At 64.9% G+C, this 20339-nt stretch carries 19 protein-coding genes; 8 read left to right on the plus strand and 11 right to left on the minus strand.

The genetic code is table 11. The annotated features are described in order from the left end of the window. Positions 1-4: 4 nt before the first annotated feature. The gene (locus tag BXE_RS32495; protein ID WP_011492367.1) at positions 5-3085 is read right to left on the minus strand and encodes a transglycosylase domain-containing protein; all 3081 of its coding nucleotides are present in this window, start codon (positions 3083-3085) and stop codon (positions 5-7) included. Positions 3086-3431: 346 nt separating this feature from the next. Between BXE_RS32495 and BXE_RS32500 the strand changes: the two genes are divergently transcribed. The 4 genes from BXE_RS32500 (at position 3432) to BXE_RS32515 (ending at position 7006) form a co-directional block, all read left to right on the plus strand. Then, a complete protein-coding gene (locus BXE_RS32500) occupies positions 3432-4001 on the plus strand; it encodes a sigma-70 family RNA polymerase sigma factor (protein WP_040125246.1) in 570 nt (189 codons plus the stop codon). Beyond that, the gene (locus BXE_RS32505; RefSeq protein WP_011492369.1) at positions 4001-4783 is read left to right on the plus strand and encodes an anti-sigma factor; all 783 of its coding nucleotides are present in this window, start codon (positions 4001-4003) and stop codon (positions 4781-4783) included. Before BXE_RS32500 ends, BXE_RS32505 begins: the two co-directional genes overlap by 1 nt. Positions 4784-4933: 150 nt before the next feature. Then, positions 4934-6214, plus strand: coding sequence for an NAD(P)/FAD-dependent oxidoreductase (locus BXE_RS32510; protein ID WP_011492370.1), 1281 nt, complete (start codon positions 4934-4936; stop codon positions 6212-6214). A 96-nt stretch (positions 6215-6310) separates the two neighbouring features. After that, positions 6311-7006, plus strand: coding sequence for a TetR/AcrR family transcriptional regulator (locus BXE_RS32515; protein ID WP_011492371.1), 696 nt, complete (start codon positions 6311-6313; stop codon positions 7004-7006). Positions 7007-7069: 63 nt separating this feature from the next. Here BXE_RS32515 and BXE_RS32520 read toward each other — a convergent pair whose 3' ends face one another. The 3 genes from BXE_RS32520 to aroQ are packed head-to-tail and all read right to left on the minus strand — an operon-like array spanning position 7070 to position 9828. Continuing rightward, positions 7070-8440: an MFS transporter gene (locus BXE_RS32520; protein WP_011492372.1), complete on the minus strand. Its 1371-nt coding sequence runs from the start codon at positions 8438-8440 to the stop codon at positions 7070-7072. A gap of 45 nt (positions 8441-8485) precedes the next feature. After that, positions 8486-9376 (minus strand): shikimate dehydrogenase, encoded by an 891-nt coding sequence (locus BXE_RS32525; protein WP_011492373.1) that lies wholly within the window; start codon positions 9374-9376, stop codon positions 8486-8488. After that, the gene (gene aroQ / locus BXE_RS32530; protein ID WP_040124540.1) at positions 9373-9828 is read right to left on the minus strand and encodes a type II 3-dehydroquinate dehydratase; all 456 of its coding nucleotides are present in this window, start codon (positions 9826-9828) and stop codon (positions 9373-9375) included. Before aroQ ends, BXE_RS32525 begins: the two co-directional genes overlap by 4 nt. A 319-nt stretch (positions 9829-10147) precedes the next feature. Between aroQ and BXE_RS32535 the strand changes: the two genes are divergently transcribed. From BXE_RS32535 to BXE_RS32545, 3 genes are all read left to right on the plus strand, one after another. Further along, complete coding sequence (locus tag BXE_RS32535; RefSeq protein WP_011492375.1) at positions 10148-12031, plus strand: bifunctional sugar phosphate isomerase/epimerase/4-hydroxyphenylpyruvate dioxygenase family protein; 1884 nt, start codon at positions 10148-10150, stop codon at positions 12029-12031. A gap of 190 nt (positions 12032-12221) precedes the next feature. Continuing rightward, positions 12222-12554, plus strand: coding sequence for a hypothetical protein (locus tag BXE_RS32540; RefSeq protein WP_011492376.1), 333 nt, complete (start codon positions 12222-12224; stop codon positions 12552-12554). 158 nt (positions 12555-12712) lie between these two features. Continuing rightward, on the plus strand, positions 12713-12973 hold the full coding sequence (locus tag BXE_RS32545; RefSeq protein ID WP_011492377.1) for a hypothetical protein: 261 nt from the start codon (positions 12713-12715) through the stop codon (positions 12971-12973). A gap of 110 nt (positions 12974-13083) precedes the next feature. Here the strand turns inward: BXE_RS32545 and BXE_RS32550 are convergent, their stop codons facing one another. From BXE_RS32550 to BXE_RS32575, 6 genes are all read right to left on the minus strand, one after another. Next, positions 13084-13413: a hypothetical protein gene (locus BXE_RS32550; protein ID WP_007177862.1), complete on the minus strand. Its 330-nt coding sequence runs from the start codon at positions 13411-13413 to the stop codon at positions 13084-13086. Positions 13414-13423: 10 nt separating this feature from the next. After that, a complete protein-coding gene (locus BXE_RS32555; protein ID WP_011492378.1) occupies positions 13424-14194 on the minus strand; it encodes an AraC family transcriptional regulator in 771 nt (256 codons plus the stop codon). 137 nt (positions 14195-14331) lie between these two features. After that, positions 14332-15672, minus strand: coding sequence for an FAD-dependent oxidoreductase (locus BXE_RS32560; protein ID WP_148223032.1), 1341 nt, complete (start codon positions 15670-15672; stop codon positions 14332-14334). Between the two features lie 67 nt (positions 15673-15739). After that, positions 15740-16018: a (2Fe-2S)-binding protein gene (locus BXE_RS32565; protein ID WP_040124537.1), complete on the minus strand. Its 279-nt coding sequence runs from the start codon at positions 16016-16018 to the stop codon at positions 15740-15742. Continuing rightward, complete coding sequence (locus tag BXE_RS32570; protein WP_011492381.1) at positions 16008-17138, minus strand: NAD(P)/FAD-dependent oxidoreductase; 1131 nt, start codon at positions 17136-17138, stop codon at positions 16008-16010. Before BXE_RS32570 ends, BXE_RS32565 begins: the two co-directional genes overlap by 11 nt. Beyond that, positions 17135-18091, minus strand: coding sequence for a 4-hydroxyproline epimerase (locus BXE_RS32575; protein ID WP_011492382.1), 957 nt, complete (start codon positions 18089-18091; stop codon positions 17135-17137). Before BXE_RS32575 ends, BXE_RS32570 begins: the two co-directional genes overlap by 4 nt. A 349-nt stretch (positions 18092-18440) precedes the next feature. Here BXE_RS32575 and BXE_RS32580 point away from each other — a divergent pair, with 349 nt between their 5' ends. Next, entirely contained in the window at positions 18441-19346 is a 906-nt protein-coding gene (locus tag BXE_RS32580; RefSeq protein ID WP_011492383.1) for a dihydrodipicolinate synthase family protein, read from the plus strand. A 16-nt stretch (positions 19347-19362) separates the two neighbouring features. Here BXE_RS32580 and BXE_RS32585 read toward each other — a convergent pair whose 3' ends face one another. Then, positions 19363-20115, minus strand: coding sequence for a response regulator transcription factor (locus tag BXE_RS32585; protein ID WP_040124535.1), 753 nt, complete (start codon positions 20113-20115; stop codon positions 19363-19365). Between the last annotated feature and the right edge of the window lie 224 nt (positions 20116-20339).

Here is a 20339-nt window from a genome sequence, read left to right on the forward strand (position 1 = left end):
CTGCTCATTGCACGGCAACCTTCGCGACCGAAGCCGTCTTTGCAGGCGGCTTGTCCAGCAACGGCTGCAACACCGGCGCCATCGACTTCAGCAATTGCACCGACAGCGCGCTCGTGAATTCGTAATGCGCGGCATACGGTTCATGCACCCACGCGGTCAAGGTGCCGTAGAAGCGGTCGCCCATCGCGAACACGAAAGTCGCGCTGCGGTTGACCTTGCGCGACTCGATCAGCCGGGCGCCTTTGGCGAACACGTTGAAGCGCTGATCGCCGGTGCCGGTCTTGCCGTACACCTCGAGCGTCTGGCCGTCGGGGAACGTCATGCCTTGTGCAAGACGCCTCGCCGTGCCGCCCGTCACCACGTCACGCAACAGCACTTTCACCACGCCGGCAATCTCCGGCGACAACTGCTGTTGCGGCGCCACCGCGGCGCGGCGGAAATGGGTTTCGTAAGGCGTGTCTTTCGCGAAGTCGAGTTGCGTGAGACTTTCGGTCGGCACCTTGTTGCCGTTGTTGGCAATCACGCCGATCAATTGCGCGAGCGCGGCGGGCCGGTCGCCCGAGGCGCCAATTGCCGCGGCATAGGAAGGCGTGAGCGTCGCGAACGGATAACCGAGCGCCTGCCACGATTTGCCGATTGCATCGTAGGCGCGCAGTTCGACCATCCGTTTGATGCGGCGGTCCTGCGTTGCGTGATAGCGAGTCTTGAAGAGCCAGGAGTACGTCGACAGACGCACGTCACGGCTCGCACTCTGGATCTGGTCGAGCGTGGCATCGGGATGCTCGCGCAGATAGTTGAGCGTCCACAGTTCGAGCGGATGGACGCTGGAGATGTAGCCACGGTCGTTCAGATTGAAGCGGTCGATTGCGTATTTCGCGTAGAGGTTCACCAGGTCTTCGTCGTCGAGCACGGAGGCGGCGGGCGTGTTTTTCAGCGCCGCGCGCATCTGCATGTTGAACCATGCGTTCGACTCGCTGGGCGCGACGCTACGCAACACCGTTGCCACTTTAGGCGGCGACTTGCGCACGCCGAGCAGCAGTAGCGCCAGGGCCTGATCGCGCGTCTTGCCGTGATACTTCGTGTAGAAACGATTCATGTACACGCGGCTTTCCTGATCGGCGAAGCGCGTCAGATACATCTTGCGGGTCGCCGGATCGCCCAGCCATTGCGACGACGGCCCGGTAGTCTGCACCATTTCGTAATGGACGATGTCGCGCATCAGACGCACGAACACGAGATTCACCGAATGCTGGAACGCGCGATGCACGGTCAGAATGCGGCTGTTGTCATCCGATTCGAAGTTGTTGAAGGTCTGCGCGCCGCCGCCCGTGTAGAACGTTTCACCGGGATTGGCCGAGTATTTGCGCTCCACCGCCGCGTCAAGCATGGCTTGCAGCGAACGGTCCGGAGTGTGCGCCAGATAGTCGAGCGCCCAACGCGTGAGCTGGTCGTTCGGATCGGGCTTGACGGCTTTCAGCTCCGCTGTGCTCAGCGGTGCATAACGCTTGTGCAGATCGGAAACGATCTGCAAATACGTCACCACGGTCCGCAGTTTCGCCGTTGAACCGAGATTCAGGCGCGCGCCGGAATTGATGTCGAACGGCTGGTTGACGCTATCGGTTTGCACCCGCACGAGGTTGGCGCCGTCGCGCCGCTCGAACAGCGTGAAGCTATAAGCGATTTTCGACGGATCGTCCGAGGCGCGCAGCATTTCGAAACCGACGAGACCCGCGGCTTTCGCGCCGTCGCGCGTGGCGGCAGCGGCGAGCCGCTCGCTCACGGCTTGCTGAACGGCGTTGTTGAGCGTGCCCTTCGCCTGCAGATCGAGACGATCGAGTTCGTAGAAACTCGCAACCCCGAGCGCGGCGAGCAGATGCGAACGCATGGACGTCACCGCCTTGCGCGACACGAAGGAATCCGTGGCCGCCGTTCTCGCGGGTGCGCGGTGCAGATCGACCGCGGCGGACAGCGCGGCATCGCGCAACGGAATCGACACAATGCCGCCGTTCGCCAGCAAGCGCAGATAACTGTCGGTCAGCCGTTCGAGTTCGGCATAGCCGTGATGCAGGAAATACGACGGCGCGCGCTGCGCGATCATCAGCGAGAGCACCTGCCTGAACGCCACGCCTTGCTCCGGCAGATTCTGTTCGGTGGACGGCGCTTTCAGGATGCGATTGACGTCGTTGAAATCGCGGCCGTACCAGGCGGCGAGCCCGTCGCCGATACCGTTGATTTCGCCGATGCCCGGCTGCGCGGCGAGCGGCACCGAGTTGAGGTAGTGGACGACGATCTGCCGGCGCGCCGGCATGGTTTGCGGGCCGTTCAGATAGGCGCGCACCGAAGCCGACGCGATCTGCCGCAACTTCTCCGGCGGCGTCGCCGTGCGTCCGCCCGCCGAGTGGCGGAATTTTTCGATCTGCGTGGCAAGCGTGCTGCCGCCGGGTTGCGACTGATGGCGGTTGAACACGCGCACACCCTGATCGGCCAGGGCGCGGCTGAAACGTCCCCAGTCGATGGCCGGGTTGCGGTTCGGCTGATTCGGATCGAGCAGATAGCGGTCTTCGATAAAAAGCAGCGAATTCACGACGAGCGGCGGAATCGCCTCGAAGTTGCCGTATACGCGGCCCGGAAACTGCGCGGCGAAGAGCGGCGCGCCGGTGCCGTCGACGAGTTGCAGGCCCGCCCGATCTTTTTCTTCGTAGGGCAGAAAGAGGCCGTTATCCGCCAGCGACAGCATCCGCTCGGAATCGCGCGCCTGCGCGCTGATTTCGAACCCGCGTTGCAGCAGGCGTTGCTGGATCGACGGCAGCAGTGCGTAGCCCAGACGGCTGTCGTAAGGGCCTTTGTCGGCTTCGGGAAAACGGATGGAGTGACTGGGACCCTCGGCGACGGAGAAACCCACGTCGCGAGTCAATTCGGAGAGATAGCGCGCCTGCAATCGCGATGTTTCGATCTCGACCTGGCAAAAGCGCGCCGCCAATGCCAGCGCGAACAGAAATGCTGCCGCCAGCGCCCATTTGAACCACCTGCGGACAGGCGCCGTGCCTGTTGCGCGAAGCGGTAACCGAACCAGTGGCCGATTCATGCTGCTCTCCCCGAGCGGGCGCCATGCTCTTCTGACCTGGCGCACCTTCGAAGGAGTGTAGCGCGGAACGTGAATCGGCAAACGGTTCGGATTTACCCGAAGAGTGTCGCGGCTACAACACCCTTTCGCGAAGCATGGCGCAGTGCCCATTGCCGTGAGATATTCAAAGTATTTCGCGTGTCGAAAAAGCGCCGCTGCAGGCGCTTTTTTTGCATTCGTGCCTGCCGCGCCGGCAACCGTCTTCGCGCCGGCGCCGCGGCAATCCGGTCAACTCTTCCGCGGCGCCGCCAGCACGCCGCCCATGCGCGCCACGAACCCGGCCCCCTCGCCCACCCTGACTTTTTTCATGACCGCCAATCCTCGAGAACTCACGCCGGAAACGCTTGCCGAACTGCTCGAACGTGTCGCCGGACAGGACGCGGCGGCACTGCGCGAACTCTATGATCTCGCCGCACCGAAACTGTTTGGCCTCGCGCTCCGTATATTGAGCAGGCATGAGTGGGCCGAAGAAGTGTTGCAGGACAGCTTCGTCAATATCTGGCGCTTCGCCGGCGACTATCGCCGCGCGTTGTCCGCCCCAATGACGTGGATGTCGGCGATCGTCCGCAACCGTGCTCTCGATCACCTGCGGCGGATCAACCCGCAGGAAACAGAATGGAGCGATGCGTTGGACGATCTCGTAGCAACCGGCGACCCGGATCCCGAAGCGCTGAGCGCGGTCAGCCTGCAGGCGCGTCTGCTGGCCGGCTGCATGCAGCAACTGGAGCCGGCGCAGCGTCAGGCGGTTGCCCTCGCTTACCTGCGCGATCAAAGCCATAGCGAGATTGCCGCAGTGCTGGCGGTGCCGCTCGGCACCATCAAGTCATGGATCAGGCGCGGCCTCGCCAGGTTGAAAACCTGCCTGGGAGGCGAGTGATGAATCTCCATCGCTATCCTCAGCTAGTCGATCTGCTGGCCGCCGAATATGTGCTCGGCACGCTGCGCGGCGGCGCCCGGCGCCGCTTCCAGCGCTACGCGGAAGAGGACACGACGATCCGCAAGGCCGTCGACGAATGGCAGCGGCGCGTCTCGCCGATGGCCGAACTCGCGGCGCCGCGCATGCCCCCCGCCGCCGTGTGGGAAGCCATTGAGCGGCGTCTCGGCTTCACGGCCGCGCGCGACGCGGCCCGCCTGCGCGGAACGGCGCAGACACCCGTGCAGCCGTCGCGCGGCCTGTTCGGCAACCTGGCGTTCTGGCGCGGCTGGGCGCTCGGGGTCACGGGTCTCGCCGCGGTGGCCGTGGTGGTCGCCGTGCGCTCGCTGTTGCCGTCCAGCACGGCGCCGGTCAGCGCGCCGACCGTTGCTCAGCAACCCGAAACAGCCGTATCGCATGTCGCCGTGCTGAACAATAAGGATGCGCATCCGGTCATGCTGGTCGCATGGGACGAAGCACATTCGACCATGACGGTGCAACCTCTTGGCAAGGTCGAGCTGCCCGCGGGCCGCGCGATGGAACTGTGGGGCATTCCGGCGAGCGGCCATCCGGTCTCGCTCGGCATGCTGCCGGACAGCGCGAGCGGCAAGGTCACGGCAGGCCAGCAGAAGCCGGAGAATTATGCGGCGCTGGCCGTCTCGATCGAAGCGCCGGGCGGCTCGCCGGATCACAACGCACCGAGCGGCCCGGTGGTGTACACCGGCAAACTGCTGCCGGTATCCTGAGGCCGCTCACCGTCGTCCCGTCATGCCGACTCCCGGTCCGGCAATGCCGGCATTCGCTCCATGCGGGTGCCGGCATTGCCCGGCCATTCTTCGACACGGGCATCGCGCGACGGCTGGACGCGAGCGCGCGATTGCCGCTACCCTAGTTCCATGCAAAGCTTTTACGAAGCCACCGTCATCCGTTCGTCCGCCTATGCGCCGCTGACCGGCCGGCGTAGCGCCAATGTCTGCATTATCGGCGGCGGCCTCGCGGGATTGTCCACCGCGTTGGGACTCGCCGAGCGGGGCGTGGCCGACGTCACCGTGCTCGAAGCCCGGCAGGTGGGTTTCGGCGCGTCCGGGCGCAACGGCGGGTTCGTGTTCGGCGGCTACAGCCTCGATTGCGCCGATCTGCTGAAAACTCTCGGTGCCGTTCGCGCCCGCGAGCTTTATACGCTGACCACGGACGCCGTCGATCTGATGAGGAAGCGCATTGCGCGCTATCACATCGACTGCGATGCGACCGACGCCGGCGTGATCCTCGCCAACTGGTTCGACGAACCGGCAAGGCTGGAATCGCAGCGGCGTTTGATGCGCGATTCGTTCGGTGTGGAATGGGAACCGGTGCCGGCGGAGCAGCTCGCTTCGCAACTGAAGACGCGCCGTTATCACGGCGGCCTGTTCGAGCGCAACGCGTTCCACTTTCATCCGCTCAGATATGTACTCGGCGTGGCCGGCGCCGCGGCCCATGCCGGCGTGCAGATTCATGAGCACTCGCCGGTCGTGCGTTTGCAGCGCGAGGGCGGCGGGTTCGTGGTGCACACGCAGCACGGCGCGCTCGACGCACGCCACGTCGTGATGGCGGGCGGCGGCTATGCGCGTCGCGTCTACCCGCGGGTCGAGCGTGCGGTGCTGCCTATCGCCACCTACGTGATGGCAACCGAACCGCTCGGCTCCCGTCTGCAAGACGCGATCGATACCCGAGCCGCCGTCTACGACACCCGTTTCGCCTTCGACTATTACCGGCCGCTGTCCGACACGCGCATTCTGTGGGGCGGCCGCATCTCGGTGCGCGACCGCGCGCCCGAGGTGATCGCGCGCCTCCTGCGGCGCGATCTGCTGAAGGTCTACCCGCAGTTGCGCGATGTGCGTATCGAGTACGCATGGGGCGGCCTGATGAGCTACGCGCGGCACAAGATGCCGCAAATCGGCCGCAGCACGGACGGCGTCTGGTACGCGGTCGGCTTCGGCGGGCACGGCATGGCGCCAACCACCGTGTCCGGCGAACTGCTGGCGGCGGCGATTGCCGGTGAGCGGCCGGTGCCCGAGGCGTTTGCTTCGTTCGGACTGACGCCCGCTTATGGCGCGCTCGGTCTGGCGGCCGCGCAACTTACCTACACCGCCATGCAGACACGCGACGCGCTCGCCGCGCGCCGCCGGCCGGCTGTTTGACGTCGGCTGACATAGGCGGCCGCTCGTGCCCGAAACCCGCGCCGGAGGCCATTTTCGCCATGCTAGAATGCGCCGTCACCGCCGCTCGAATACACAATGAAAAAGGGAAGCAAGGCTGCCGAGCCTGATACCAACGGCATCCCGTCCGACAGTCCGCGTACCGACACCCGGCGCAAGTACGATCCCGAACAGACGAAGCGCAACATCCTCGAGGTCGCGACCCAGGAGTTCTCCGCGATGGGACTGACGGGCGCACGCGTCGACGCGATCGCGGAACGCACGAACACCACCAAGCGCATGCTGTACTACTACTTCGGCAGCAAGGAAGGGTTGTACCAGGCGGTGCTGGAAAAGGTGTATGGAGACATTCGCGCACTCGAACAGGATCTGCACGTCAGCGAACTCGACCCGATCGAGGGCATGCGCGCGCTAGTCGAGTTTACGTTCGACTATCACGACCGTCAGCGCGATTTCGTGCGGCTCGTCACCATTGAAAACATTCACGGCGCGAAGTACGTCGAGCAGGTCAAGAGCTTCAAAGGCCGCAACGTCACCGTGATTCATACGATCGAAGACCTGCTCAAGCGCGGCATCGCGGCCGGACAGTTCCGCAGCGACATCGACCCCATCGATCTGCATCTGCTGATCAGTTCGCTGTGCTTTCACCGCATCGGCAATCGCCATACCTTCGGTGCGGCGTTCGGGCGCGACCCGTCGCATCCGCGTTTGCGCGCGCGGCATCGCGCGATGATCGTCGATGCCGTGCTGCGTTTCGTGCGCAAGGACGATTGAGGCAAGCCTCAATGTAAAACGGGACGTTGCCACGTCCCGTTTTTTTCGTCTCGTCCCGGACGTTCAATCCACCAGCACGATCCGCTTGATATCGCCGACGACAAAGATGTACGACAGCGCGCCGACCAGAGCGATCGCGCCGATAAACACCAGCGCGCCGACAAACGAGCCGCTCGCCGCGACGATAAAACCCACCACCAGCGGCGTCACGATGCCGGCCAGGTTGGCCGCGAAGTTGAAGATGCCGCCGGTCACGCCGAGCAGCCCTTCCGGCGCGATGTCCGACACCAGCGTCCAGCCGAGCGCGGCCATGCCCTGGGCGAAAAACGCCACGGACAGAATCGCGATCACCACCACGTTGCTCTCCACGTAGTTGGCGAGCACGATGGTCGACGCGAGCAGCAGGCCGGCAATGATCGGCAGCTTGCGCGCCACGTTCGGCGACTTGCCGCGGCGCAGCAGCCAGTCCGAGAAAATGCCGCCGAGCATCACGCCGATCGATGCGGCAATGAACGGCATGATCGCGAAGAAACCGATCTTCAGCCACGCCATATGACGTTCGGTGGCGAGATAAGTCGGGAACCAGGTGAGGAAGAACACGAGCGTCGAGTTGCCGGCAAACTGGCCGAGGCAGATGCCCGCCAGTTGACGATGCTTGAGCAGGCGTCCAATGGTGCGCCATTCGAAGCCGCTCGTCGAAGCGCCGGCCGCGGTGCCCTGTGCGTCGGCGTTCTTCTTCGCGTTCGTGAGACCGCCACCCGCTTCGATATAGTCGAGCTCCGCCTGATTCGCCGCGGGATGATCGCGCGGCTCCCGATAGAAGATCCACCAGATCCCGCCGAATACGAGGCCGATGCCGCCGACCACATAGAACAGCGAACGCCAGCCGAATGCGCCCATCAGCATGAACAGGAACGGGCTGAAAAAAGCGAGGCCGATATATTCGCCGACCGTGTACGTGCCGGTTGCCATAGCACGTTCGCTCTGCGGGAACCATGTCGCGACCACGCGGCTATTGGTCGGAAAACACGGCGCTTCCGAAACGCCGAGGCCGAGCCGGAACGCGAACAGCGCGCCGATACCGTGTACGAGTCCTTGTGCGAGCGTGCACAGCGACCAGAAGGTCATCGACAGGAAATAAGTGAGCTTGCTGCCGAAGCGGTCGAGAAACAGACCGCCCGGAATTTGCGAGGCCACATAGCTCCACGAAAACACGGAAAAGAGCAGCCCCATCAGCGCCGCGTTGATGCCGAGTTCTTTGGTCAACTGCGGCGCGGCGATGCCGAGCACCGTGCGGTCGAGATAGTTGATCATCGTTCCGAGCGCGAGCAGCGTCAGAATCTTGTAGCGGGCGTTCGAGCGGCGCACGGTGCTTGCCGCCAGGTCTTTCGGCGTTGCGACGCCGGCGTGGGTAGATTGAATGGGTCGGTGCATGTCGTGTTCGTCTCCTCTGCCTGTCACCGGTTGGGGCGCTACCGGCTAGCGCTGCAACAACGACTGAAAATGGCGATACACCCGCTCGGCGTCGGGTTCGAGACCGGTGAAGATGCGCATGGCGTCGACCGCCTGATACACCGCCATGCCGCCGCCGCTCAGCGTGCGGCAGCCGAGTGACTCAGCCGCCTGCAGCAGCGCCGTGCGAATCGGGAAATAGACGATGTCCGCTACCCACAGGTCACGGTGCAGCAATTCGACCGGCAGCGGCAGGCCGGGCAATTTCGCCATGCCGGTGGGTGTGGCGTGAATCAGGCCATTGGCAGCTGTGAGCGACCCGGCGAGCGAACTGCCGGCGCTGATCGCGGCGGCGGGAAAGCGCTTCTGCAATTCGCGGGCGAGTGAGGCGGCGCGCGAAGCATCCACATCGAATAGCGTGAGCGATTTCGCGCCCAAGGTCAGCGCGGCGTGCGCGACCGCCGCGCCGGCGCCGCCCGCGCCCAGTTGCACGACACGTTCCAGCGACACGTCAGGCAAACCGCGCTGGAACGCACGGGCGAAACCGGACCAGTCCGTGTTGTGGCCAATGCGTTTGCCGTCCTTGAACAGAACGGTGTTGACCGCGCCGAGTGCACGAGCGTCGCCGGACAGTTCGTCGAGCAAAGGAATCACCGCCTGCTTGCACGGGTACGTGATGTTCAGACCGTTGAAGCCCATGCGCTCGGCGGCGATGAGCAGATCCGGCAGTGCGGCGATGTCGAGCTTCAACGCTTCCAGATCGATGCGGCGGTACACGTAGTGCAGGCCGAGTTGGCTGCCCTCTTCCTCGTGCATCGCGGGCGTGAGCGATCCGCCGATGCCCGAGCCAATCAGACCGACCAGGTAGGAGTGGGGGGTTGCCTGTGCGTTCGGTTGTGCGTTCGCTTGTGCGTTCATTTCGCTGCCCTATGCTCAAGAATGGCCGCCATCCGCTCCAAAGCCAGCACATAGCCCTGCGTGCCGCAACCGACGATGACCCCGTCCGCCGCCGCCGACACATACGAGTGATGCCGGAACGCCTCGCGGCGATGCACGTTTGAAATATGCACTTCGATGACCGGCTTTTCGATCGCGGAAAGCGCGTCGGCAATCGCCACCGAGGTATGCGTATAAGCTGCAGGATTGATCACGATGCCGTCGACCTTGGTCCGCGCCGCGTGCAGCCAGTCGATCAGTTGATGCTCGGCGTTCGACTGGCAGAAGTCGATCGACAGATTCAGACGCTCTGCCGCATCGCCGCAGAGCTTCGCGATGTCGTCGAGCGTTTCCGAGCCGTAGATGGCCGGCTCGCGCGTGCCGAGCAGATTGAGATTCGGTCCATTGAGGACCAGTACCGACGCAAAACTCATGACATCCACTCCTGCAAAGTAAGGCATGAAGCCAGGCGCACCACCTGCGGCGCTCTGGCAGCGTGAACGAAGTGTGCGCCCATTGGATACCGTCGTCATTCGGGGTTTATACGAATTTGTACCATCTAGTTAGTTTGTATAGACTGTCCAAAACTCAGGTTATGGTGGGTGATTTCGGCCTGTGTCTTGCTGGCACGAGTAACGAACTGGCCCACTTTCCGAATTTCGTCATACCTGCCGCCAGCGCATGCGAGCATTGCGCGCGGGCTGTCGCGCGCCTTATCCAACAGCCGTTCTGATTGTTTTGCAGGAGCCGTCCATGCAACGTTCGATTGCCACCGTGTCGATCAGCGGAACCCTCGTCGAGAAGCTGACCGCGATCCAGGCGGCGGGCTTCGAAGGCGTCGAGATCTTCGAGAACGACTTGCTGTATTTCGACGGCTCGCCCGCCAACGTGCGGCGAATCGCCGAAGATCTCGGGCTCAAAATCATGCTGTTCCAGCCGTTCCGCGATTTCGACGGCGTGAGCCCTGAGCGACTCGAACGCAACCTCGAGCGCGCAAAGCGCAAGTTCGACGTGATGCATGAACTGGGCACGGACCGCATTCTGGTGTGCAGCAACGTGTCACCCGACACCATCGGCGACGATTCGCTGATGATCGACCAGCTCGGCGCGCTCGCCCGCGCCGCCGAAGCGGCCGGTGTGATCGCGGGCTACGAAGCGCTCGCGTGGGGCAAGCACGTCAAGACTTACCGGCACGCGTGGAGACTCGTGAATGCCGTCGATCATCCCAATCTCGGACTCGTGCTCGACAGCTTTCACACGCTTTCGCTGAACGATTCGGTGGACGGAATCGCCGGCATTCCGGGCGAGCGCATCGCCTTCGTGCAGATCGCCGACGCGCCGAAACTCGCTATGGACGTGCTCGAATGGAGCCGCCACTATCGCTGCTTCCCCGGCCAGGGCGATTTCGATCTGGCCGGTTTCACCGCGCAGGTCGTGAAAACCGGCTACAACGGGCCGCTTTCACTGGAGATTTTCAACGACGGCTTTCGCGCCGCGCCCACCACCACCACGGCCGCGGACGGCCATCGTTCGCTGCTATTCCTCGAAGAGCAGACCCGCGCGCTGCTCGAAACCGCGCAGCAGCCGGTGGGCGCGCTTTACCGCTCGCCCGCGGCGCCCGCGCACGTCGGTAATCAGTTTCTCGAATTCGCGGTCGACCACAGCACGCGCGCGCAACTCGTCGACTGGCTCGGCAAGCTGCGCTTTCGCGAGGCCGGCCGGCATCGTTCGAAAGAGGTGACGCTTTATCAGCACGGCGCCGCTTCGATCGTGCTGAACGCCGAGCCGGATTCGTTCGCCAATGCGTTCTTCCAGCAGCACGGCTTGTCGCTGTGCGCGTCGGCGTTTCGCGTGGACGACGCCCATCAGGCGTTCGAACGCGCCGCCGGCTTCGGCTACGTGCCGTTTTCCGGGCAGATCGGCCCGAACGAGCGCGTGCTGCCCGCGGTGCAGGCGCCGGACGGCAGCCTGAACTATTTCGTCGACGAAACGCCGGATCAGCCCACCCTGTTCGAAGCCGATTTCGTTCTCACCGACATCAACGGTCCGAGCGAGGTGGGGCCGCTCAGCCGCATCGACCACGTCTGTCTGTCGGTGCCGGCGAATTCGCTGGATACGTGGGTGCTGTTTCTGCGAACCGCCTTGGGGTTCGACGCCGAGCCGGGCGTGCTGGTGCCCGATCCGTACGGCCTCGTGCGCAGCCGCGCGCTGCGCAGCCGCGACGGGTCGGTGCGCATCGTGCTGAATGCCTCCGTGGACCGTCACACGGCGGTGGCCGAGGCGCTGCACACCTATCACGGCTGCGGCCTGAACCACGTCGCCTTCAGCGCCGGCGACATTTTCAGCGCGATTTCCCAATTCGTCGCCGCGGGCTTGCCGGTGCTGCGCATCCCCCGCAACTACTACGAGGATCTCGCCGCCCGTTACGCATTGCCCGACGACATGCTTGAGGCGCTGCGCGCCAATAACATCCTGTACGACCGCGACGAGCGCGGCGGCGAATTTTTCCACGCTTACACGGAACAGCTCGATCAGCGTTTCTTCATGGAAGTCGTCGAGCGGCGCGGCGGTTACGACGGCTACGGCGCGGCCAACGCCGCCGTGCGGCTTGCCGCGCAGGCGCAGCGCCGCAAATAGGCTTTTTGCCGGTCAGGCTGGCGCCACCGGGCGCGCCGAACCGGGCCGGCCGGGCATGGCGTGTGCGGCATTGGCCGGACAGCCGCGCCGCCCCGATATAATGGCGCCTGATTTCGCGGCCCATGCCGCACGGCTGTGCCAGGTGCGGGCGTCGCACGAACTGTCGGCCGAATGTCATGCCAGGAGAGATATGAAGAAGTTTGCCGTAGTCCTGTCAGTTCCCCTGCTTCTCAGCGCGTGTGCGTATTTCCAGAAGAATCCGGATGCCGGCGAGCCCGTCACGGATACCACCACGCAGCGCTCCGTCAACGACGTGGTGGCGTGTCTGACGCAAGTGGCGACCAGTCACAACGCCGCGTTCAAGTCCACTGCGATTCCGCAAGGCCAGATGCTCGACTTCGGCGATTCGAACATCATCAAGGTGCGCAGCGACAATGGCGCGACGACTTACCGCTTCTATGCAGGCAAGCGTCACGTGAATAATCTGTGGATTGAAACGGCGGGCAAAACCTGCGCTCCGTAAAGCTTTGCGGCGTAAGGCGGCGTAAGTGTGACAATTGGTAACGTGGGCTGCTGCAATCTTCGTGTCATGGTGTTACAGGACAATGGTGTCTTAAGAATCGTTTAAGACTTCGTCCGCATCATCCACCCCACACCCCCATCCCGCACAAGGTGCGCACCATGAACCAGCCCGATCCGAACACGAACGACACGGTGACGCCGGCAAGGCGGCCTACCATCCTGCGCCGCCTGCTGAGCCATCACGAACTGGCGACGCTGCTGCTGTTGCTGCACGCACCGATCGACGCATCCGCAAAGCCCGAAATTCCGCAGCTCTACGAAGCCGGCCTGGTCGAAACGGTTTCCGGCGACGCCGGCTCTTCCCATATCCGTCTGACGCCCGAAGGCGACGCAGTGCTGCGCGGCCTTGGCGTGAAGTAACGCGCATTTCGATATCCGGGTTCAAAGGCGCGCACATACAGCTCCAGGAACCTTCCCCCATCAAGCAGTGAGCAGACCCGCTGACGAAAGCCACGGCAGCATCGCGCAAGTCATGCCTGCCACACGCCGTATCCCGCTTCACGCAGTCCAATCGCCAGTTCCACTTCCATATCCTGTGCGCCACGGTAAGGCATGGGATTGAACACTTCATATAGCTCGGGCACGAGCCGCAAACCGTAATCGCGCACATAGCGATTCGCCTGAATGCCGGCCTTATGCCGGTCGAAGCGCAGGTCCGGGTCCAGTCCCGTCATTCCCACGTACACGCAAGGCTTGTCGAACCGGTAGTCCGGATTCGCGCGGCGAAAGCGCGCCTCGTTCCACACCTTGTCGTCCAGCGCGACGACGTACACATAGTAGTGATGCTTGCGACGAGCCATGTGCGGCGGTTCAGCTCCGCGAAGTGCCGTGCAGCAGCATGCGGTATTCGGTCGGCGTCACGCCCACGGTCGCCTTGAATTGCCGCGTAAATGCGCTGTGGTCGGTGTAGCCGCACAGCGCGGCGACGTCGGTGACCTTGTCGTGCGAAACGAGCAGCGCCGTGGCCGCGTCGAGCCGGGCCTTCAGCAACACCTGGCGCGGCGTCAGATGAAACACCTTGTGAAAGTAGCGCTCCAGTTGCGCGACCGACATGTCCGCCATTGCCGCGAGCTGCTTCAGATTCAAAGGCTGCACGTAATTTTCCTGGATGGACTGCACCACCGTGGCGAGGCGACTATAGGCCGGATGACTGCTTTCGTCCGCTTTCAGATCACGGGAAATGCCCGCGAGGCCGACCACCTTGCCGGCCGCATTCCGCAGCGGCTGCTTGCAGGTCAGACACCAGCCCGGCTGCCTGCCGGGATACAGATGCAGTTCCAGTTGATCGATCAACTGGTTGCCGACGTTGATGATCGCCTTGTCCTGCGCCGTGTAGATGCGCCCGAAGCGGCGCGGAAACACGTCTTCGGCGGTCCTGCCCAGCAGCGCGGTCTTTTCCTTGAAGCCGCAGCGGGACGCGAGCGTGCGGTTGACCAGCGCATAGCGCGCCTCGGCGTCCTTGACGAAGAACACGACATCCGGCATCGCGTCGAACACCGGCTCGAGCAGCCTGAAGTGCGACAGCATGCCGGACAGCGTTGCGTCGTCCGTTCCGGGCGGATGAGCCAGCGTGTTCATCATGCGGGTCCCGTTGGTCCGTGCGTGGTTGGGGGCATGCGGGGATGCGTTCGTCGTCGCGGCCCGGCGGCCAGCGTGTGCGGTCGATTATAGGGCCGCGCCGCGGCGGAACAATATCCGCCGGCATGTCAGCGAACCGGTCATTCGCCCGGCGGCGGCTCCGCATTGGCCGCCATCAGCGTGCCGACTTGCGCCGGGCTGAAAGGCGGCCGCGCCGCCGCGGTCTGCCAGCCGAAATACAGGCTCGCCGCCGCGCCGCAGATTCGTCCCTGGCAGGCGCCCATGCCGCAACGGGTATGCAGCCTGGCGTCGCGCCACGTCGAGAACTCGCGGACTTCGCCGATACGCACGTCCTCGCAGCGGCACAACAGCGTGGCGTCGGCAGGCGGCGTGCGCGCGGCGTCCCGCAGGGAGAAAGCAGTGTCGACGCGTCGGCCGAACCGGCGCCATCGGGCGCGTTGTGTATCGAGCGCGGCGTGTTCAGCGGCGCCGCTCGCAGCGAGCCCGGCGAGCTCGCCTTCCACGCCGGCCAGTTCCGCGCCGCCGACGCCCGTGCACTCGCCCGCCGCGAACACGCCCTCGACCGACGTACGCTGCCGGTCGTCGACGACGATCTCGCCCGCCTCGCTGATCGCGCAGCCGAGCGCTTGCGCCAACGTGATGTTCGGCACGAGTCCATAGCCGCAGGCGACGCGGTCGCAGTCGAGCGTGACCCGCTTCCTGCCGGAACCGCGCGCGATGGTGACGCGCTCGACGCGGCCGTCTCCGTGCACCGCTTCAACGATGCTGTCGGTCCAGTACCGCAGGCCTACGAACCCGCGCGTCATACCGACGGCTTGCCGCAACTTGCCCGGCTCGGCCAGCAGCGAGGCGCCAAAACGTGCGACGTCGAATGCCGGGGCCTGCTCCACCACGGCCATCACGCGCGCCCGGGCCGCGCGCGCGGTGGCGAGCGCCGCGATCAGCAAAGGACCGCTGCCGGCAATCACGATCCGCTCGCCGCGCACCGGCATACCGCCCTTGATGAGTGCCTGCAGCGCGCCCGCGCCGGTCACACCGGGCAAGGTCCAGCCCGCGAACGGCAGGAGCCTTTCACGCGCGCCGGTTGCGAGAATCAGGCGCCCGTACGTGAGGCACACGCCACCGCGTTGCGCCGATTCGAGCAGCAGCCCGCGCGAGCCCAGCGGCGCGACCACGCGAGCGGACGGCCAGCGCGAGACGTTGGCCTGTCCACTTATCGCGGTGAGGAGATGGAGCAACGGCGCTTGCGGCGCGTAGCCGGGACCTTGACGCCAGATCTGGCCGCCCGCGCGTGGGTTGTCGTCGAGCAGCGCAACCGAGGCGCCCGCGCGCGCGGCGGCATGCGCGGCGTTCAGGCCCGCTGGCCCAGCGCCAACGACGACGATGTCGAAGTGGTGTTTCATAACGTGGCCGGACGCCGAAGGGGTTCCCGTGGCGACGGTGTCGGCTTGCTGTTTCATGGTGTGGCCGCCATTTCGTCCAGGCCGGCCAGGTGGACTTTCCTGGCGACCATGCCTGATCGCAGTCTCATCGCATGTCCGCCGAATCGTCGGTACGAACGATCTGACCTTCCCGGCACAGCGTCTGGCACGCCAGCGCATGCGCGCGGCCGTCGATCGTCACGCGGCATTCCTGGCACACGCCCATGCCGCACAGTGCGGCGCGAGGCTGCCCGCTCACCGACGTCCGCGTGCTGCGAACGCCCGCCAGAGCGAGCGCCGCAACCACGGTGGTGCCGGCCTCGACGGCGATGCGCTGGCCGTCGATCGTCAGGCAGAGGATTGCCGCGCTGTCGCTACGATTCATGGGCCACCTTCCTGGCAAAACGGACGGGCAGATAAGGTTCGACAGGAATCGGCGCAACGCCCGCCGCGATCTGCGCGGCAAGGAGTTTCGCGGTAGCGAGCGAAGTCGTCACGCCCAAACCCTCGTGACCGACGGCGAGCCACACGCCGGGCGCGAAATCGCCCGCCGCGCCGATCAGCGGCAGTCCGTCCGGCGTGGCCGCGCGAAATCCGGTCCACGCGCGAATGCCGTTGAGCGTCGGCAGCACCGGCAGATAGCGCGCGGCACGCTGCAGCATTTGCGCGAGCACGGGCAGATCCACGGCGGGATCGGTGCTGTCGAACTGGCGCGACGAGCCGATCAGCAATTGCCCCGTGGGCCGCGGCTGCGCATTGAACGCCACCGAGGTGCCGGCCGCGTGATGCGCGCTCTTGATGTAGCCGAGTTCGAGCAATTGATGCCGGATCAGTCCAGGATAACGGTCCGTAATCAGCAGGTGGCCTTTTTTCGGCTGCAACGGCAGCGACGGCACCAGTTGCCGCGCGCCCAGACCGTTGGCCACGACGACATGCGCCGCGCCGACACGCTCGCCGCCGGCAAGCGTCACGCCGTTCGCGCCGATCGACCTCACCGCCGTGCCGAGGCGCACGCGAATATTCGCGGCGGCCGGAGATTGTCTCAGCAGCCACTCGGCGACAGTCGGCGCATACACGATGCTGTCGTGCTCGATGCGCAAACCGCCCGCCATTGGCGCCGCCAGCGCCGGTTCGCAAGTCCGCAACGCGGTCGAGTCGAGCAGTTGCGCGCCAATGCCTTGCGCCGCGAAAGCGGCGTGCATGGCGCGGGCGGCTTGCCACTCTTCTTCGTCGGCGGCGACCCAGAGCGTGCCGCAGCGCGCGAACGCGTCGCGCGCTCGCAACCGCGGCGCGAGGTCGAGCCACAAGTCTCGCGAATAGCGGCTCAGCGCGAACTCCGCCGGCGAGTCGTTCATCACGACGATGTGGCCCATGCCCGCCGCCGTCGTGCCGCCGCCAATGCCCTGCGCGTCCAGCACTTCGACCCGCATGCCGCGCGCCGCCAGTTCCGCCGCGCACGCCGCGCCGACAATGCCCGCACCGACAACCACTACGTCCGCCGTCATGCCGTGCGGATGCCCCAGGCAAAGGGATCGCGCTCGTCGAAGCACAGGCGCGCCTGCGCCGTGATGTACGCGTGGCCGGTAATGGTGGGAATCACATGGACGCCATCGCCGGCATGGCGATAGCTCGCCTCGAACACGCTGCCGATAATGCTCTCCTGCCGCCACACCGCGCCTTCGGCCAGTTTGCCGTCGGCCGCGAGACAGGCCACCTTGGCGCTCGTGCCGGTGCCGCACGGCGAGCGGTCGTACGCGTTGCCGGGACACAGCACGAAGCTGCGGCTGTCGATACCGTCACGCGAAGCGGGTCCGAAGAGTTCGATGTGATCGATCAGCGCGCCCTCCGCGCCGGTGATGCGCTGCGCGATCAGCCCGTCGCGGATCGCTCCGCTGAACGCCGTCAATTCGCCGATACGCGATGCCTCCAGCGCGCGCCCGTGGTCGGCCACGAGAAAGAACCAGTTGCCGCCCCAGCCGATATCGCCGGTCAACACGCCGTGGCCCGGCACGTCCACCCGCACGGACTCGCGATAGCGATAGGCCGGCACGTTGCGCACGGCGACGCTGCCGTCCTCGTTGAGCGTCGCTTCGACGACGCCGACCGGCGTCTCGATGCGGTGACGCCCCGGCCCGATCCGCCCCAGGTGCGCCAGCGAGACGACGAGACCGATCGTGCCGTGCCCGCACATGCCGAGATAGCCGACGTTGTTGAAAAAGATCACGCCGGCGGCGCAGGTCGGGTCGTCCGGCTCGCAGAGCAGCGCGCCCACCATGACGTCCGAGCCGCGCGGTTCGGTGACGACGCCCGCGCGCCATTCGTCGAACCCTGTGCGCAATACGTCGAGCCGTTGCGCCAGTGTGCCGCCGCCGAGATCCGGGCCGCCCGACACCACGAGGCGGGTCGGTTCACCGCCGGTGTGCGAGTCGATGATGTCCAAGGTTTTCATGGTGCTCATGGTAAGAAACCGCGCACGGCCGAGTCTTGGTGTGCTTGCGCGCGGATTGTGACGATTTCGGCATAGCGACGCGATTGCCGTGGTAGCTTTCTGCTCCTGGCAGATCATGGCTCGGAGACGTCTGTCCGGCGTCTGAAGCAGGCTATCCGGAACGCATCGTGTCGGGCTTGCAACGCGCTTGGATGCCCCTTGTCCCACATATCGGAACAGGCCGATCGCCTTGCTCCGGCGACGCTTCAAGCAAAGCCGCTGTGCTGAAATCGTCATTCGCCGCGCGCGATTCACGCAAGACGGCAGGATTTTCCCTGCTTACACTGCGCTTGAACACATCACATTCAGGAGAGCAGTCGTGGCGCATATCTGGGAAGGCGTATTGCCCGCAGTCACCACCAAATTCAACGCGGATTTCAGCATAGACCGCGCATGGACCGGCAAGAATATCGAGGCGCAGATCGCGGCGGGTGTGGACGGCATCATCGTGTGCGGATCGCTGGGCGAAGCGTCGACGCTCTCGCTGGATGAAAAGCTGCAGGTGCTCGACGTCGCCGTGGAGGCCTCGCGCGGCCGTGTGCCGGTTCTATTGACGATCGCCGAAAACAGCACGCTCGACGCGTGCCGCCAGGCCGAAGCCGGCAGCCGTCACGGCGCGGCCGGCTACATGGTGCTGCCGGGGTTGCGCTATCTGTCGGACCGTCGCGAGACGCTGCACCATTTCCGCAGTGTCGCCGACGCAAGCGCGCTGCCGCTGATGATCTACAACAATCCGCTCGCCTATGGCGTCGACATGACGCCCGACATGTTCGCGGAAATCGCCGACGAGAAGAAGGTCGTCGCGATCAAGGAATCATGTGGCGACGTGCGGCGCGTGACCGACCTGATCAACGCGGTCGGCGACCGCTTCGCGATTCTCTGCGGCGTCGACAATCTCGCGATGGAAGCAATATTGATGGGCGCGCATGGCTGGGTGGCCGGTCTCGTGTGCGCGTTCCCGCGTGAGACGGTGGTGATCTACAAGCTGCTGAAGGCGGGACGCTTCGAGGAAGCGCGGGCGATCTACCGCTGGTTCGCGCCGCTGCTCGCGCTCGACGTCTCGGCAAAGCTGGTGCAGAACATCAAGCTCGCCGAAGCCATTGTCGGCCTGGGCACGGAGCCGGTGCGCCCGCCACGTCTGCCGCTGGCCGGCGACGAACGCAAGGCTGTCGAAGCGCTGATTCGCAAGGCGCTCGAAACACGGCCGGCACTGCCGCAGATCTGATCCGGCCGGACTGGCTTCAGGCCGCCTGCTTCTCGACATCGGCGTCGGTATCGGAATCGGCATCGGGGTCGGCGGATTCGCCCTGGCGCAGATGCAGCAGCCTGTAGCCGCTCTTGTAGACCGGTTGCAGCCGGAATTCGTTTTGCGGCTCGATCTCGAGCAGCAGGCGCAGCCGCGAAACGTGACTGTCGATCGTGCGAGTGAACTCGCGAAACTCGCGGCCCCATACCATCGCGAAGATGTGATCGCGCGACAGCACGCGGCCGATGTTGGAGAAAAACAGCGACGCCAGCCGGTACTGGGTGCCGGATAGCTGGACCGGCTGGCCGCGCAGCATGACGAGCTGGCGGCGCGTATCGAAATGGTACGGGCCCACGTCGAAACTCGTGGTGCTGAACCTGTCCGGATACGCTCGCCGCAGCAGCGCGGCAACCCGCTCGCGAAACTCGGCTGCGCGCAGCGGCAACGCGACGTAGTCGTCCGCGCCGGCGACGAAGGCGCGCACGATGTTCTCCTCCGCCGTGTCCGCCGAAGCGAACATCACCGGCAGACGGTCGCCACCCACTGCGCGCGCCGCGCGCAGCACCTCGGAACCGGAGAGGCGCACGCTCTGCCAGTCCAGCACCAGCAGATCCACGGTGGAGCGCGCGAGCATTCTCGACATGCTCAGGCCGTCGTCGAAGGCCGTGCAGATGTGGCCGGCGGTCGTCAGGACCTTTTCGATCGACTGACGCATGACCGGGTCACGTTGAAGAATGGCAATGCGCATGGGATGACTCTTAACTGATAGCTCGGACGCGATTCTCAGAGGCACGCCCTCCCCATCCCATAGGAGCAATCCTAATTTACATATGAAGCCGCCAGCCCTGATAGAGCCGCCGAACATTCCCGCGCGCGCTTGCGACAATTCTCAAAACACCGACGCCTTTGCACGAAAGAAGCGCGTTTGCGGGGAACTTTTTCAGTCTAATTAAGCATCCCCTGAACGATCGG

Origin of the sequence: Paraburkholderia xenovorans LB400, assembly GCF_000013645.1 — a bacterium.
Classification (GTDB): Bacteria; Pseudomonadota; Gammaproteobacteria; order Burkholderiales; family Burkholderiaceae; genus Paraburkholderia; species Paraburkholderia xenovorans.

What these genes read in the sequence shown, in the direction of transcription:
- BXE_RS32575 (WP_011492382.1), bottom strand. Translation starts at nt 18,091, where the DNA reads ATGAGCACCATGAAAACCTTGGACATCATCGACTCGCACACCGGCGGT.
- BXE_RS32505 (WP_011492369.1), top strand. Translation starts at nt 4,001, where the DNA reads ATGAATCTCCATCGCTATCCTCAGCTAGTCGATCTGCTGGCCGCCGAA.
- BXE_RS32565 (WP_040124537.1), bottom strand. Translation starts at nt 16,018, where the DNA reads ATGAATCGTAGCGACAGCGCGGCAATCCTCTGCCTGACGATCGACGGC.
- BXE_RS32560 (WP_148223032.1), bottom strand. Translation starts at nt 15,672, where the DNA reads ATGAAACAGCAAGCCGACACCGTCGCCACGGGAACCCCTTCGGCGTCC.
- BXE_RS32525 (WP_011492373.1), bottom strand. Translation starts at nt 9,376, where the DNA reads ATGAACGCACAAGCGAACGCACAACCGAACGCACAGGCAACCCCCCAC.
- BXE_RS32585 (WP_040124535.1), bottom strand. Translation starts at nt 20,115, where the DNA reads ATGCGCATTGCCATTCTTCAACGTGACCCGGTCATGCGTCAGTCGATC.
- BXE_RS32555 (WP_011492378.1), bottom strand. Translation starts at nt 14,194, where the DNA reads ATGATGAACACGCTGGCTCATCCGCCCGGAACGGACGACGCAACGCTG.
- BXE_RS32540 (WP_011492376.1), top strand. Translation starts at nt 12,222, where the DNA reads ATGAAGAAGTTTGCCGTAGTCCTGTCAGTTCCCCTGCTTCTCAGCGCG.
- aroQ (WP_040124540.1), bottom strand. Translation starts at nt 9,828, where the DNA reads ATGAGTTTTGCGTCGGTACTGGTCCTCAATGGACCGAATCTCAATCTG.
- BXE_RS32550 (WP_007177862.1), bottom strand. Translation starts at nt 13,413, where the DNA reads ATGGCTCGTCGCAAGCATCACTACTATGTGTACGTCGTCGCGCTGGAC.
- BXE_RS32535 (WP_011492375.1), top strand. Translation starts at nt 10,148, where the DNA reads ATGCAACGTTCGATTGCCACCGTGTCGATCAGCGGAACCCTCGTCGAG.
- BXE_RS32495 (WP_011492367.1), bottom strand. Translation starts at nt 3,085, where the DNA reads ATGAATCGGCCACTGGTTCGGTTACCGCTTCGCGCAACAGGCACGGCG.
- BXE_RS32520 (WP_011492372.1), bottom strand. Translation starts at nt 8,440, where the DNA reads ATGCACCGACCCATTCAATCTACCCACGCCGGCGTCGCAACGCCGAAA.
- BXE_RS32510 (WP_011492370.1), top strand. Translation starts at nt 4,934, where the DNA reads ATGCAAAGCTTTTACGAAGCCACCGTCATCCGTTCGTCCGCCTATGCG.
- BXE_RS32500 (WP_040125246.1), top strand. Translation starts at nt 3,432, where the DNA reads ATGACCGCCAATCCTCGAGAACTCACGCCGGAAACGCTTGCCGAACTG.
- BXE_RS32515 (WP_011492371.1), top strand. Translation starts at nt 6,311, where the DNA reads ATGAAAAAGGGAAGCAAGGCTGCCGAGCCTGATACCAACGGCATCCCG.
- BXE_RS32570 (WP_011492381.1), bottom strand. Translation starts at nt 17,138, where the DNA reads ATGACGGCGGACGTAGTGGTTGTCGGTGCGGGCATTGTCGGCGCGGCG.
- BXE_RS32545 (WP_011492377.1), top strand. Translation starts at nt 12,713, where the DNA reads ATGAACCAGCCCGATCCGAACACGAACGACACGGTGACGCCGGCAAGG.